The sequence below is a fragment of the Pseudarthrobacter sp. RHLT3-21 genome (genome assembly GCF_059383495.1).
The window spans coordinates 1-14,672 of the sequence record NZ_JBWZCI010000035.1 but is presented as its reverse complement, the minus strand read 5'-3'; the positions used below and the strand labels follow the sequence as shown (position 1 = coordinate 14,672).

Genomic DNA, 14,672 nt, shown 5'->3' with positions numbered 1-14,672 from the left:
GTTCGGTAATGATCAGGGACTGCCCCCGGTTTTGTTGACTCCCTGACCTGCCCCAAGGATTGGTTAATTCGCCCCTGCGGCCTGCTCCCCTGCCCTCCCGGAGCGGCGTAACGCCGATTTAACATTGCGGACGAGCCGCTGTAACATCACTTTAAATACTGTGGTTCAACAAGGTTTCCCTATAGGTAACACCAATTGAACAGGACTGAGCCGTGGTACGGTGCGCGGTCGCGGCTGGGCAGTTCAGCGGCGGCCGCCGGAAGGTCGGCCGGGCCGTGGGCCTGCCCGTTCTTCCACGAGAAGAACGCCTGCTCGGTGATCGCTTCCCACTGCGCGCGCTTGGTGCGGAAGTACCGGCAGGTCACGTCGCCCTCGCAGTAGGTGGCGACGCCGAAGAGGTTGCCGATCCTGTCGGCGGTGCGGGTCGCGGCGACGATGACGTAGGGCCACTGGCCCAGGTCCCGGCCTTCGCTCCCCCAGTTCGGGATCGCTGCCCAGCCGTCTTCGTTGATGCTCTCGATCCAGTCGTAGCCGTCGCCGAAGTGGAAGTCTCCGAAGACCAGTGCGCCGGGGATGGTCTCGCCGGTGTCGGCCGTAATGACCTCTGCTGTGGTGGTTCGTTCATGGTGTTTTCGTCCTTTGCTGAGGATTCGGTGGGCGGGGGTGCGGTAGGTGACCGGCCAGCTTCCCCTCTCCCCCCGTTGTTTTTTGCCTGCTGGCGAAGCTTGCGTAGCTGTGCCCGACGGAGGCCCTGTCCACCCGCAGGGCAAGGGACGTGCAGTCGGCGGGAGGAAATAAGCGACGAAGGAGCGCCGGAGGCTGATTGTGCGGGCCGCAGGCCCCGACGAAGGAGGGGCTGGATGGGGCCGACGAAGGAGGGGCTGGATGGGGCCGGAGCGGGCACGATAATCCGGAGGAATCTCAATGATGTTGTCAACGGGTTTTGTGTGGCCGTGAGGGTGTCCGGCCAGTGGTGGCCGGGACACCTCCGGAGCTGTTAGTCCGTCCAGCCCGGGTAGGGCTTCCGGTCCTGGTCCGGCAGTTCTGCGGCTGTGGCGGGGAGGTTGTCCGGGCCGTCGGACTGGCCGGATGCCCAGTGGAAGCGCGCCTTGGCACGGCAGTCCGGCGGCCGACGGCGGGGGCGCCCCACCGTGGTCATGCGGCGTGGCCGGGAAGCGTCCAATCGAAGTCACGCGGACGGAGGTGCCGGTCGTCTGGATCGAAGGCAAGAACCCTGAAGTCCCCCGCCTCAGGATCCACTGCGGACGCCCGCCTCGAAAACCCCAACGGACTCAATCAACTGGTGTCCAGGCTTGCACTACACGGCGGCGTTGGCGCCGCTTCGTTCTGACATCCTGTTGATCCCCTCAGGCGACAGCGCGCAGTCGATGGCCATGATCCCTGCGCCGAGAACTCCCGCTTTTTCGCCGGCTTTTGAACGGTTGATTGAGAGGTGCTCGGCCGCGATGGGTTTAGACCGTGCATACACGACCTCCCGGATGCCAGCAATGAGGTGTTCCCCTGCATTGGTAAGTGAGCCGCCAATGCTTATCAGCGAGGGGTTGAAAAGTGTTACGCAGGTGGTGAGAACCTCTCCGATATCCCGCCCCGCTTGACGAAGGGCTTGTATGGCGAGCATATTTCCAGATATGGCTGCGGTCACGATGTCTTGAACGGAGTGTGTATCGAGACCCTGGTCACGCAGTTTTGTGGCAATGGCGCTGCCTCCGGCGATTGCCTCTAAGCAGCCGAAGTTTCCACAGGCACATAGGGCGTCGTCGTGGGCAGCGAGTTGGATATGGCCGAGGTCGCCGGCCGTACCCCGTGCTCCTCTTTGCAACTGCCCTTCGCTAATGATCCCGGAGCCGATACCGGTCGAGACCTTTACGAGGATCATAAAGTCGGCTTCCGGGCCGGCGACGGCTCTTTCTCCCAGCGCCATGACATTGACATCGTTGTCGACGAGGACTGGAACCTCGAAGCGGGAACGCACGAACGCCGGTACATCGAAGTTGTGCCAGCCGGGCATGATTGGCGGATTTTTCGGACGTCCGCTTTCATGTTCAACCGGCCCGGGGAGGCCGATCCCGATCGCCACGAGGTCGCTTTCTGGTCTTCCCGCTTCATACAGTAGCCGCTCGGCCACATCGAGGAACCAATTAAGTACTGGTACTGGTCCTACGCCTATATCCAACGTCTCCTTGTGCTCGGAGATGACGGTCGATCCAACGTCGATCAGGGCGACAGTACCCTGGGTTGCCCCGAACTGGGCAGCTATGACGACGCGTGCTCCTGGGTTCATCGCAACCAGGGCGGACGGACGGCCGCCTGTGGAAGAAGTCTCTCCGACCGGTGAGACCATGCCGAGACTGAGAAGCTCGTCGAGCCTCAGAGCTATCGTCGATCGTGCCACTCCTGTGGAAGCCGCCAATTGGCTCCGGGTGCGCGGTACACCGTCGCGCAGTAGCTGGAACAATTCGCTGGCGCCCAGGCCAGGGGGGATGTTGCCGGTCATCATGATCCTTTCTTGAGGCGGCAGTCGGTCCGCGATGCGTACTCACCAAACTCCTTGGGATAGATCGACACTACAGCAACTTTCATCGACAGCAATGGAGAAAAGGCGCCTCCCACACAACATAAAGTGTTGCATCTCACATAAGAAGCCGATACGCTTCCAGCTAATGACGATATTCGTCATAAGCTGCCTAAGGAGTTCCAAGGGTCCCCGGCCCGGGACAGGGAGAGGCAACGGTCCTGGTCAACGTAGACCGCCTGAAAGGGAATTAGAACATGAGAAGATCAGCCGCAGTCGCTGTGGTCGCATTGGCGTCAATCACTTCACTACTCACCGGATGTAGCTCGGACACTGGATCCGGTGGTGCCGGGTCCACCGGATCGGGAGACCCGCTGGCCAACGTCACCGCCAAAGAGCTCATACCCAGCGGAATAGTCGGCCTGGGTCCGAACGGCGTCAAGTCAGGCACTCTCGATCAGATCAAACTGACTGACGACGAAGTAGCTAAGGCAAGGGAACGCAAGTTCCGCGTGGGCATTGTGATGCAGACCATGAACATCGAATGGTCGACCGAGCAGGTACGGGCGATCAAGAACCGGCTCAAGGAATACAACGCAGAAGTGATCGGTGTTGTTGACCCCAACTTTGATGTCACCAAGCAGGTTTCCGGCATCGAGAACATGATCCAGCTGAAGCCTGACGCCATTATCAGCATCCCCGTTGATGACACGGCAACAGCCGAGGCCTACCGCAAGATTGGCGCCGCGGGTATCAAGCTGATCATGATGGACAACGTCCCCAAGGGACTTAAGTATCCCGACGACTACCAGGGCATGGTGTCCTCCGACAACCAGGGAAACGGCGCAGTCTGCGCTCAGGCCCTCGCCAAGTTCATCCCGAAAGGCGGCACAGTCGGCGTGCTGGACTTCGGTGTCGATTTCTTCGTGACTAAGGAACGCATGAAGGGATTCGTTGATTGGATGAAGGCGAACCGATCCGATATAAAGATCAAGACCACCGAATTCCTCGATCCCGCGAACTCCGGGAAGGACGCCGGAAACTTCCTCACCGCCAACCCTGATGTGCAGGGAATGTTCACGGAATGGGAAGTCCCCGCCGTGGGTATTGACCAGGCGTTGCGCGCCCAGGGCAAAAACGTCCCGATCACCGCAGTCAATATTGCATCCGACGTTGCCATGGATCTGGCAACAGGCGGAAATATCAAAGCCCTAGGCGCTCAGGTGCCCTACGACCAGGGGCTTGCTGAAGCAGATATGGCCATCAAGGTTCTTCTGGGCGGCAGCGTCCCTAACTGGGTTGCCTTTCCTTCGGTTCCGGTGCTCCAGAACAACGTCCTGGATGCCTGGAAACAGGTCTACCACCAGGACCCTCCTGCTGAGCTCGTCAAAGCCAGCCAAGCCACTAACGGCAGCAAATAATCGCTGCCCCACTGTACTGACCACAAGCACAACAAAGGAGTAGTAATCGTGGAAATCATTCAGGACCACAACGGAGTACCCGCTAAGCACGGTAGAGCATTCGTCAACGGTGTGCGGCTGCATTACACAATCGCCGGTGAAGGTGAACCGCTGTTTCTGCTGCACGGGGTGCCGAAGACCTCCTACCACTGGCGCCGCGTCATCCCGCTGCTGACCCCGTACTACACGGTCATCGCCCCAGACCTTCGGGGCCTCGGCGATTCGGAGCACCCGCAGGACGGGTTCGACATGAAGAATATGGCAGAGGACATCGCACAGCTGGCCACACACCTCGGATACGAGACCTTCAACCTCGTCGGAGAAGACTGGGGGGCTTCGACCGCCTACCAGGTCGCAGCTCAGTACCCTGAGCGGGTCAAGAAGCTCGTATACCAGGAGATGATCCTCCCCGGATTCGGGCTCGAAGATTACTCCTTCCTCACCCGTGAAAACGTCAGCACCTATGTCTGGCTCTGGCACATCAACTTCTACAGCGTCCCTGACTTCCCGGAACTGTTGATCACAGGTAAGGAACGGGAGTACTTCAATTACTTCATCAAACATGAAACACACAACCCGCAGGCCATCACCCCTGACGCTCTGGACGAGTACGTGCGCTGCTACTCGTCGCCTGGTGGATTGAGGAGCATGCTCGCGATTTACCGCGCAACACTCGATGATGCTGATCAGAACCGCGAGTCAGCAACGACAAAACTTAAAATGCCCGTGCTGGCCGTCGGAAGCGAGTACTTTATCGGCGCAGACAACGAGCGGCAGATGCGAGAAGTCGCTGAAGACGTTCGCGGAGTCATCCTGCCGTGGGGGCACCAGCTTGCAGAAGAAGACCCTGAGGCCCTGGCGGCAGCCTACCTGGACTTCTTCGGTCGCGAATAACTTCCGCTCGGGCACAGAACGGAGCAGCAATCGGCGGCTCTGCGCCCGCAACACCTCGAACCACGGCCTGACCCCATTCCGGGCCATTGGCAGTGACGCGGCCCAGTCTGTGTCCTCTCTCCGTGGAGGTTGCGACGAAAGTCGGCTATCCGGCTATTGCCTGGGCGGCGTCGTAGGCGCCCCAGGCGGCGTCACCAGCGTCAGGGATGTGATTATCGCACCAACGGCGACATGGCCGTTTCCCGGGCATTGTCGGGGCCATTCGGAAAGCAGACTACGACAGCTGACTCATGGTGGAACTTGATTACTATGACGGCCATCCTCGAGAGGCAGCCGAAATCAGTAGGAATGACCTCAAGAATCTTTTTACCCAACCCACACCGGGATTTCACCGGGTAATGCGCATCCCGCACCAGGCCTGCCCACAAGAGAAGGAAAACACGGATCATGACACGCAGTAAGAAGAGCATTGCCGCAGGCGCAGGTCTGCTCACCGCCTTCGCGCTCCTCCTTTCAGGATGCTCGTCCGACGCCTCCGACGGCACATCAAGCGCTTCCGACGGGAAAGCTGTCGTGGTAGATGCCGCATCGATCGCCCCGGCCGGCATCGTCGGCAAGGGAAAGAACGGTGAGGAACCAGCCCTCGTCGACAAACTCCAACTCAGCGACGCGGACAAAAAGAAGGTCGCTGACGGAAAGTTCTCTGTGGGCATCTCGATGAACACCATGGACATCGACTGGTCCCGTTTGACCATCGAAGGCATTCAGAAAACACTCACCGGCCTCGGCGTGCAGGTCGTCGGCGTGACCGATGCGAAGTTCAAAGTCCAGCAGCAGATCTCTGACCTTGAAAACCTCATCACGAAGAAGCCTGATGCCATCATCAGCATCCCTACGGACGATGTGGCCACAGCCGCGACGTATAAAAAGGTTGCGGCTGCCGGCATCAAACTGATCTTCATCCACATGCCGGCGTCCGGCCTGACATATCCTGCCGACTACCAGGCTGTGGTTGCTCCGGATAATCAGGGCAACGGCGAAATTGCGGCTGCGGGGCTCTCCAAGTACATTCCGCAAAACGGCGCCGCCGGGATCGTGGATTACGGTGTGGACTTTTACACTACGAACCAACGCACCCTGCGTGTCAAGGAGTGGTTCAAACAAAACCGCCCCGACGTCAAGGTAAAGACCGTCAGTTTCACAGACACCAACGCGGTCGGGCCCGTTGCTGCCAACTTCATGACCGCCAACCCGGACGTCAAGGGCCTGTTCGTCATCTGGGACTCCCCGGCAATGCAATCCGTTGCTTCCCTCCGGAACGCGGGCGTGAACATCCCTATCACCACCATCGACCTGGGAACAGAGGTTGCGGTGGAATTGGCCAGCGGCGGATACATCAAAGCGATCGGTGCCCAACAGCCGTATGACCAGGGAGTAGCGGAAGCGCTGGCCGCGGCCAACGCACTCATCGGGAACAAGGTCCCTGCCTGGGTTGCCCTTCCCCCGGTGGCTGTGACTCCCGGCAACCTGCTTGAGAGCTATGAGTCGATCTTCCACACGAAGCCGCCACAGGAAGTCCTCGACGCCTGCAAGTCTTCAGGCATCTGCGGCTAGCAATTCAAATGACCAGAAACCGTACGCGGACTACAGGAAGGATAAGGGCATGAATGCTCACGCCGAAGCGATTCCAGTCGAACACCCCGCAGGTGAAACCGTTCTCGTAGCCCAGGGAGTAAGTAAAGCATTCAACGGAATATACGCTCTCAAGGACGTCGACTTTGAGTTGCGGGCGGGTGAAGTCCATGCCCTTCTCGGCCCCAATGGAGCCGGTAAGTCGACACTCATCAAGATCCTTGACGGGGTGCAGCCCCAAGACGAAGGAACGGTTGAGGTCGACGGGAGGGAACGCTCCCACTCTGACATCGCGACCGTCTTTCAGGAATTGAGCCTCGTTCCGTCCCTCTCGGTGGCTCAGAACATTTTCCTCGGCAACGAAATCCGTAACGCGCTCGGACTCGTTCAGAAGAAGAAAATGAACAGCATCGCGAAGGAACTCACCGACAGCCTCGGCCTTCATCTGCCCCCGGAAGAACTGGTCGAAAACCTCTCGGTGGCATCGCGGCAACTCGTTGAGATCGCCAAAGCCATACACCGTGACGCCCGCGTGCTCGTGCTCGACGAGCCCACATCCACCCTGACTAAAGCGGACCAACTGCTGCTTTTCAAGAGCATCCGGGACATCCAAAAATCCGGCGTGGGCATTATCTACGTTACTCACCGCCTGACCGAAGTGTTCGAACTCGCCGATCGCGTGACGATCATCCGAGACGGGCGGAAAGTACTTACGGCGGACGTAGCCGACATGGAGATGCAATCTCTGGTCCGCGAAATCACTGGGACCGAGCCGGATGAGCCCGGCCCGGCGAAGGAGGATTTCGACCGCTACACGCACCCGGAGCTGACGACCACTTCGTCGTCCGGGCCGAAACTGCAGGTTTCAAGTCTGGCGGGCGACCGGTTCTCCAACATCAGCTTCACGGCTTCTGCCGGTCAGATTGTCGGCATCGCCGGTCTGATCGGAACGGGGCGGACAGAGCTGCTGGAAACGATCGGAGGTGTGCGCCGGGGCACAGCAGGAGAGATCACGCTCGATGGTCGTTTCGTGCGTTTTAAGCACCCGTGGGAAGCATTGCATGCAGGGGTCGCACTGGTGCCCGAGGACCGGCACCGGTCCGGCATAATCCTGCAGCACTCAATCCAACGTAACCTAACGCTCGCCCACTACAAGGCCTTGCGTAAAGGCGGGCTGGTCGACAACAAGGCCGCGCGCACACTGATTCACGGACTGGTGGACACGCTCCAGGTGAAGACGAGCTCCATCGACAGCCCTGTACAGTCCCTGTCCGGCGGAAACCAGCAGAAGGTCGTCTTCGCCAAATGGATGCAACCAGGGATGCAGGTGCTTCTCCTGGACGAGCCGACACAGGGCGTCGACGTGGCGGCGAGGCAGGAAATCTACCGGGTGATTCATCGCTTCGCAGAAGAGGGGGCCGCAATTGTTGTTACCTCGTCGGACTTCGTCGAGCTTCAGGAACTTTGCGACGAAATCTACTTCATGACGTCCACCTCGATGAGCGAGCCGGAAAAAGTAACAAGCGATACGACTGATCAATATATCTATTCAAGACTCAACGAGAGGGTTCTAGAGAGCCATGAGCGCGACCAATATTAGATTTGTGCGGCCGCTGTGGAGCGGCAGATCAGCGGGAAATTTCATCCGCGAATATTTTGTCTACATCGCACTGGTGGCGTTGGTGGCGTTCTTCTCGATCGCCTCTCCGGTGTTCTTCAGCGCCCAGAACTTCGCCAACGTCGGCCGACAGACAGCCATCGTGTCGATCATCGCCGTCGGTGTGACCTTTGTCATCGTCAACGCACAGATCGACCTCTCAGTAGGCAGCGTTTTCGCCCTGTGTGGAATGGTTTCCGGCCTGGCCCTGCAGTACATCTCCAACTTCTGGCTCCTGGGAGCGCTGGCCGCCATTGCGGTGGGAGTGATATTTGGATTCATCAACGGCTTACTTACCGTCAAATTAGGGGTGCCCAGCTTCCTCGTAACGTTGGGCATGCTTGGTGTTGCACGCGGAATCGCCTTGATCATCACAGATACGCGACCTGTGCTCATCGCTAATCGTCCGTTCTTCAGCATCTTCGGTGACAGCAACATCCTTGGAATTCCAATAGCCGTCGTCTGGACGGTGGTAATCGTTGCCCTCGGGGTCATAATCCTCCATAAGAGCGTCTTCGGCCTGCGGGTCTTCGCCACCGGAGGCAACCCCCAGGCAGCCCGCTTCACGGGCGTAAACACCCAGCGCACAATCATCCTTTCCTTTGTCATCACCGGCGGGCTCGTCGGACTGTCCTCCCTCCTTTTCACCGGAATAGCCCACGCGGCACGTCCCGACGTCGGCGTCGGGCTCGAACTTGACGTCATCGCGGCAGTGATCCTTGGCGGCGTGAGCCTCTTCGGTGGGCGCGGCACCATTATCGGCGCCCTCGCAGGCTCCCTGATCATCGGCATGATGAACAACGGCCTTGTACTCATGGGCGTGGATTCCTCGGTCCAGCAGATCATCAAGGGACTCATCATCATCGCTGCCGTTTCGCTCAGCAAGAAGTAACAGCGCCAAGAAATCGAAGGGAAATCACCAGCAATGTCATCAAATACATCGGCACCCCGTTCGTTCTTTCAGGTAGGTCAGAACGAGACCGGAGCCTGGAGCTTCATCGACCCCCAGGGCAAGCCGTTCATCTCTCTCGCGCTCAACCACCTGGACGACTCTGACCTTCGCTACCCGCACAACGTAGAAATCTTCGAGCGCAAGTACGGCACACGCGAAGCCTGGACCAAGGGAGTTGTCCGGGATCTGCAAGAACTGAACTTCAATACCATCGGTTGGACCTCCCAGTACATCAGCGGCGGATGGGGGCAAGCGCTGGACTGGTTCGGCGACCCGGTCGATCTGGGCCACTCCTCCCCGTGGCCGGACCAGCATCTACTTGACTCCGGATTCCCGTACGTTGTGCAGATCCGTGCGCAAGAGATTGAAGACTGGAACGGCCACCCGGCGTTCAGGGACGTCTTTGGCGAAGACTTCCAGAAGTATGCCGACTGGATAGCCCGCCGCATGGTGTCCGATCACAAGAACAGCACGAACCTCATCGGTTACTTTCTCGTTGACATTCCCGCTTGGCTGCCCCACGCTGCCGGCAGATTCTGGCCCGGATTCGAGGGCCTGACGCAAGAAGAACACGATCATAAACTGTTCGACGTGGCCACGCAGTACTACAAAACAATCACCGAGGCCATCCGGCGCTACGACCCCAACCACCTGATCCTCGGGGACCGGTACAACGGCAATAAAGGCATCCCAGAAGCAGCCCTGCGCGCAATGGTCCCTTTCATCGATGTTCTTTCCGTCCAGTACTTCACCGGAAAGTCCGACGAAGAGTACTCCACGATGATTGAAGACCTCCGTGGTTGGCACGAGCTCACGGGCAAGCCGGTCGTGATCGCAGACATCGGCAACTGGGTCCCCACGGAGATGAACCCGCACCGCACGAGCGATATGGAGACCCAGGCCGAACGCGGTGCAGACTACGCCAACGGCTTGGCTCGAGTCGCCGCCGAACCGTGGATCATCGGATGGCACTGGTGCGGCTACATCGAAAATCTCGGCCGCGGCTGGGGCGTCAAGGACCCCAACGACGAGTTCTACACAGACATGACAGACCAGATCCGTGAGGCAAACGAGAAGGCTCAAGCAGCCGTCGGCGAACGCTGATACAGAAAGCGATACAAGAGATGCAAGAAATCAAAGTAACCTGCGCCTGCTCACCGCCCGCCGCACCGACCTGATCTGTGACCGGGTCCGGTCCATAAACCGCCTCCGGGCCACACTGCTGGAATATTTCCCGGCACTCGAGCGGGCGTTCGACTACTCCAAGAAGGCGCCCCTGATCCTCCTGGGCGGCTACCAAACCCCGGAGGGCATCCGCCGGATCGGACTGACCCGGCTCACGGGATGGCTGAGGAAACGTGGCTGCCGGAACAGCGCCGCCATGGCAGTAAAAGCCGTCGACGCCGCGAACGCCCAGCACACAGTCCTGCCAACCCAGAGCACAGGCTCGGCCCTGGTCGTTCGTCTGGCCGAGCAGATCAACAGCATCGATGCGGAGATCCTGCTGAGCATGCCCGGATTCGGGCCCGTGCCGGGCGCCACGTTTCTGGCCAACACCGGCGGTGACCTGAGTGCTTTCGAAACCGTCGAACCAAAGTCGTTTCGTCACCTGTCCCGTCGAACCTGAAGCATGAGGTGACAGGTCCGGGTCGCCTCATGTGCACCCCTTCCGCGTCCTCCTTCCGGAAGTTCATCTTTGGTGCGTTGTCCCCGGCGCAGCACACAGGGGGAACGGCCTCCCATTTCCTGCCCCGGTTGTGCTTGCGGCTGGGCCGCTTCCCTTCCCGCAGTGTGGCCCGCTGGAGCGTTGAGTAGAGATCCCGTCAACAGGCATCACGAGTAGCGAAAGGCCGGCAGTCGCGGCAGATGCTCCGCTGATTGCGGGGTCGCATACATCGGCGGGTCCGCCGCCGTCGACCGCAGTCGAAGCGCGCTTGCCGGTGACTAAGCTAAGAGCCCGGCTGCCGGGTGATGAATCCTGCCATCCCGGGAACGGTAAAAGCTATGACACCGTGTTCCGGGGCGTACACGAGACCTTTCCCGATCAGGCTCGCCCGGATGGGGCCAAAGCTGGCCGCACTCCGACCAAGCCGGGCAGCGATTTCGCCCGAGGAACTGCCGTTGTCTCCGTCTTCGGCCATCGCGCGCAGGTAACCCTGTTCTGCCCGGGTGGCACGATCCCAACGGGCGCGGAAAAATCCGCTATCGAGTGCCGCCCTCCCGTTGGCCGCCCCGACCCGGGCATCGGCGTAGGTAATTTTTGAGCCGGCGGCCGCGTTCCAGGTATCTTGGCCAAATTGCTGCAGGAAGTACGGATACCCTGCGCTTTCGTCGACAATGAGCGCGACAGCCGACTGCTCCCAGTCGACACCGTCGTCGGCCGCCGGCTTTGTCAATGCGTCCGAGGCAAGCGCGCCACGGAGCTCTTCGACCTTCTCGTAGTTGAACCTCTCAGCGTAGGACTTTGCTTCGGCGAGGACCCGGGGAAGGCTTGGCAGACCGGCCAGGGCAAAGAGCACGCGCCAGTCGTCCTGCGCGGCCGCATGCGCAATCGCGCAAATGGCCACCCGCTCCGATGGCTTAAGATCCTGCGCTTCATCAATCAGAATTGCCAGACCGACCCCTTCCTCTTCCGCTGCGGCGGCCAGGTCGTGGATAAGCTTGCGGAGGTCTGTTTCCAGAACACCTGTGTCTGCCCCACCGCCTGAGGCGCCAGACAGGTCGAGCCCGAAGTTCCATGTTCCGGCCGGGTCGTAGGACGCCTTAAAACTGAGCGCCGTCTTGAGAGCCCTAATTAGACGCCGCCCCGCGGAGGGGCGGGCGAGATCGGCCAGTGAAGCGTGCAGGGCCTCACCCAGCGCCTCTCGCAACGATTTACCCGCACCTGCCTCAACCTGGGCGACAAGCCATCCACGATGGTCCGCCGCCCGCCGAAAATCCGACAGCAGAACTGTCTTCCCGACGCCGCGCAGCCCGTAGAGAACGAACGGCTGGGCTGATCGACCAATTTCCACCCGGTCCAGCGCGACCTTCCAATTTGACCGGGGCTGATCCCGTCCGACGAGAGCAGCCGGTTTACGCCCTGCTCCGGGAGAGTATGGATTTAGTACCGGGTCCATCAAGCCTCATCTCTATCGAAATCTACAGAAGTCTAGCAAATCACCAGACTTGCTTATATTTTTGTAGAGTTTCCGAGCCGGCCGTTCCGCGGACGCCACCTCCCCGTCCCAGGGGTGACTACGCCGGCGTGAGAATGTTGCGGCTGGTGTTAAAGGCACGGACAGAGTCATTTCGAAAACCCGAGTGTAACTCGACCTGGTTTAGAGCCGGCCGAAAACATACTCGTCTTGCGCGGGCTGGGGCCAGGGGCTAGACGGGGTGGAGCGGACGCCTAGAATCCGGAGGACAGCAACCAAAAAACGTCGAAGACGTAGACACGGGCCAGGGCGGGCCGGAGCCCTGCGACGGACAGCACTGGACCCAACCGCCGGCCGCGCCAGCGGACGCCCAAAAGGGTGCGAGCCCTGCGAGCATGCCCTTCCTGAGTAGGCTGAGGGCATGACTGACTTGGCCCCGCGTGATGGCCGCCCGGGCCGTGCGCGGCACGGTGCTGGGATGGAATCTCCGCGGATCCTGCGGATTTTCGCTGTGGTGTTCACAGTTGCCGCAGCTGGAGCGCTGGCGCTGGTGGTCCTCGATCTCGTGATCGCCCGGCCGGCTGCGGGCGATGTCTTCATCGCCGTCCTGAATGCCCTGGCGGCATTCGTGTTGTGGCGCCGGGTCGCCGAACAAGCGCGGACATGAGGAAAGGCCGGCACCGAAGCGCCGGCCTTTCGCCGTTTCCCTCTGCAAAGGAAATTTGGGTGCGCAGCGTCTCGCTGCCTGGTGTTTAGAGGTTGTGGTGTTCCTGGGCCCAGCCGGTATCGACGGGACCGGTTGGTTCGCCGGCAGTGAGCAGACGAATTTCGATGACGTCTTCGGCCAGGCTGGGGTCGGCGTCCGGCTTGTCGTCTTCGGTCAGGGTGTATTCGGTTCCCATGCTCACGCTTCCTGGTCGGTGCAGTGTTCGTGGGTTCACTGTAGCCGTGGTTTCTACACGCTTGCTGGGTTTCCCGGCTGCGCCCGCGCGAGCGTCAGACGGCCGGAGGAGCGAAGCGGGGGAGGCCGCCCCGCCACCGGGAAAAGGCCGGCCCAGATCGTTTGGTGATCCGGACCCGGCCCTTTCCGTTTAGATGATGCAGCGCTTGTAGGAGGTTTCAGGGTCGCGGGCGACATCTGCGACTGATCCGCGGTTGATCAGTTCCCGCAGCAGTACGGCCAGCCGGAACCCTGGTACGTCAGAGGCCGCGTGCTTCAGGTAGCGGTCCGCTTGGGTGCCGTTGCCTTTGAGCCATTCCAGCCACCCCATCAGGGTCAGCATCGGTGCGCGCTGGCCTGCGGGGACTGCTTTCATCAGTTCGAAGGCAGTGGCTTCGGCGCGGTCCACCCGGTCCCAGTCCGGTCGTCCGGTGAACTTCCCGAGCATGACGTCAGCGAAGTCGCCGTTGTGGGTGGTGATGGTCTCCCGGAACAGGAAGTCCCTGACCATTTTGTGTTGGAACGCCGCGGCGATGTTCCGGGTGGTCTCTTGGTCGGGGCCTTCGGTGCTGTCCAGCACGGCGGCCCATGCGGCGCATGCGTCCTCGATGTCCTCTTCGCTGCCCGCAGGTGCTTCCACCCGCATTGCCCAGGTGCCCAGGAGTGCGGGGTTGTAGACGTCGACGTCCGTAGCGCTGCCGAAGTAGGTCAGTGCCGCGTTGGCTTGGCTGTCGGTGATCTGTTCCAGCGGGTGCTGTTCGTCCGTGCCGAACTCTGTCCAGTAGTTCGAAGTCACGAGCCAGACGTTCCGCACGGGCATCCGGGCTGCGGCCAGCTCGTTCGCCAGCGCGGCGACGTGCGCGGCGTAGGGGTAGCTGTCCTGATCCTCGTCGGTGTAGACGACGATGTAGGACGCCGTGGCCTTTTCATCGTTGGTTGCGTGGCTGGTCAGCGTCTGCGCGTAGTTCAGCGGCTCGACGTGTTCGGGCGCGTCCACCCGCAAGGTCGCGCCGAGGGCACCGGCATGGGCGGTGAGGACCACGAACGATTCCGAGGGCGTTATCCCCAACAGGTGCGGGATGGTCGCCAGCAGGTCAGCGGGACCGGTGAGGTTCAGTTTTTCAATCATGGTGTTGCTCCTTTTGCAGAGGATTTCGGTGGGTGGGGCGGCTCAGGTGACCGGCCAGCTTCCCCGCTCCCCCCGTTTTTTGGTTGCTGGCAAGCTCGCTTGCTCGGCGGCCGACGGAGCCCTGTCTACCCGGCAGGGCAAGGGGCAGGAAATTCCTGGAGGAAATCAGCGCGCAGGAGCGCCGCAGGGAACTTCCTGCACCGCAGGCCCCGACGCAGGAGGGGCTAGACGCAATGCCGTTCACTTAGCAGGGGTGTGTTAATCTTTCGGCATGGCGCGTAGTGGATGGGTGACCCCGGTGGGTCCGGAGCGGTTGAGCGATCATGTCTCTTTGGGTG

The 14,672-nt window shown here is 60.6% G+C and carries 14 protein-coding genes; 8 read left to right on the top strand and 6 right to left on the bottom strand.

Going from position 1 to position 14,672, the window contains the following annotated elements:
* Positions 1-179 precede the first annotated feature (179 nt).
* From AC50YA_RS21695 to AC50YA_RS21685, 3 genes are all read right to left on the bottom strand, one after another.
* The gene (locus AC50YA_RS21695; RefSeq protein ID WP_494984248.1) at positions 180-770 is read right to left on the bottom strand and encodes a hypothetical protein; all 591 of its coding nucleotides are present in this window, start codon (positions 768-770) and stop codon (positions 180-182) included.
* A 227-nt stretch (positions 771-997) separates the two neighbouring features.
* Positions 998-1,159: a hypothetical protein gene (locus tag AC50YA_RS21690; protein WP_494984247.1), complete on the bottom strand. Its 162-nt coding sequence runs from the start codon at positions 1,157-1,159 to the stop codon at positions 998-1,000.
* 159 nt (positions 1,160-1,318) lie between these two features.
* Positions 1,319-2,515, bottom strand: a complete 1,197-nt coding sequence (locus AC50YA_RS21685) for an ROK family protein (RefSeq protein WP_494984246.1) — start codon at positions 2,513-2,515, stop codon at positions 1,319-1,321.
* 275 nt (positions 2,516-2,790) lie between these two features.
* On the opposite strand from AC50YA_RS21685, the gene AC50YA_RS21680 reads away from it, so the two are divergent.
* From AC50YA_RS21680 to AC50YA_RS21650, 7 genes are all read left to right on the top strand, one after another.
* On the top strand, positions 2,791-3,954 hold the full coding sequence (locus AC50YA_RS21680) for a substrate-binding domain-containing protein (RefSeq protein WP_494984245.1): 1,164 nt from the start codon (positions 2,791-2,793) through the stop codon (positions 3,952-3,954).
* Positions 3,955-4,002: 48 nt separating this feature from the next.
* Entirely contained in the window at positions 4,003-4,887 is an 885-nt protein-coding gene (locus AC50YA_RS21675) for an alpha/beta fold hydrolase (protein ID WP_494984244.1), read from the top strand.
* A gap of 447 nt (positions 4,888-5,334) precedes the next feature.
* Entirely contained in the window at positions 5,335-6,501 is a 1,167-nt protein-coding gene (locus AC50YA_RS21670) for a substrate-binding domain-containing protein (protein ID WP_494984243.1), read from the top strand.
* A 49-nt stretch (positions 6,502-6,550) separates the two neighbouring features.
* Positions 6,551-8,119, top strand: coding sequence for a sugar ABC transporter ATP-binding protein (locus AC50YA_RS21665; protein WP_494984242.1), 1,569 nt, complete (start codon positions 6,551-6,553; stop codon positions 8,117-8,119).
* Positions 8,100-9,068, top strand: a complete 969-nt coding sequence (locus AC50YA_RS21660; RefSeq protein ID WP_252564141.1) for an ABC transporter permease — start codon at positions 8,100-8,102, stop codon at positions 9,066-9,068. Before AC50YA_RS21665 ends, AC50YA_RS21660 begins: the two co-directional genes overlap by 20 nt.
* A gap of 33 nt (positions 9,069-9,101) precedes the next feature.
* Positions 9,102-10,232, top strand: a complete 1,131-nt coding sequence (locus tag AC50YA_RS21655) for a glycoside hydrolase 5 family protein (protein WP_494984241.1) — start codon at positions 9,102-9,104, stop codon at positions 10,230-10,232.
* A complete protein-coding gene (locus tag AC50YA_RS21650) occupies positions 10,189-10,755 on the top strand; it encodes a transposase (protein ID WP_494984240.1) in 567 nt (188 codons plus the stop codon). The genes AC50YA_RS21655 and AC50YA_RS21650 overlap by 44 nt, the downstream gene beginning before the upstream one ends.
* Before the next feature lie 322 nt (positions 10,756-11,077).
* Here AC50YA_RS21650 and AC50YA_RS21645 read toward each other — a convergent pair whose 3' ends face one another.
* Complete coding sequence (locus tag AC50YA_RS21645; protein ID WP_494984260.1) at positions 11,078-12,247, bottom strand: ATP-binding protein; 1,170 nt, start codon at positions 12,245-12,247, stop codon at positions 11,078-11,080.
* Between the two features lie 439 nt (positions 12,248-12,686).
* Between AC50YA_RS21645 and AC50YA_RS21640 the strand changes: the two genes are divergently transcribed.
* Positions 12,687-12,932, top strand: coding sequence for a hypothetical protein (locus tag AC50YA_RS21640; RefSeq protein WP_494984239.1), 246 nt, complete (start codon positions 12,687-12,689; stop codon positions 12,930-12,932).
* A gap of 85 nt (positions 12,933-13,017) precedes the next feature.
* Here AC50YA_RS21640 and AC50YA_RS21635 read toward each other — a convergent pair whose 3' ends face one another.
* Both AC50YA_RS21635 and AC50YA_RS21630 read right to left on the bottom strand, forming a co-directional pair.
* The gene (locus AC50YA_RS21635; protein WP_494984238.1) at positions 13,018-13,167 is read right to left on the bottom strand and encodes a hypothetical protein; all 150 of its coding nucleotides are present in this window, start codon (positions 13,165-13,167) and stop codon (positions 13,018-13,020) included.
* Positions 13,168-13,356: 189 nt separating this feature from the next.
* Positions 13,357-14,334: a DUF4192 family protein gene (locus AC50YA_RS21630; RefSeq protein ID WP_494984237.1), complete on the bottom strand. Its 978-nt coding sequence runs from the start codon at positions 14,332-14,334 to the stop codon at positions 13,357-13,359.
* Positions 14,335-14,672: the final 338 nt, after the last annotated feature.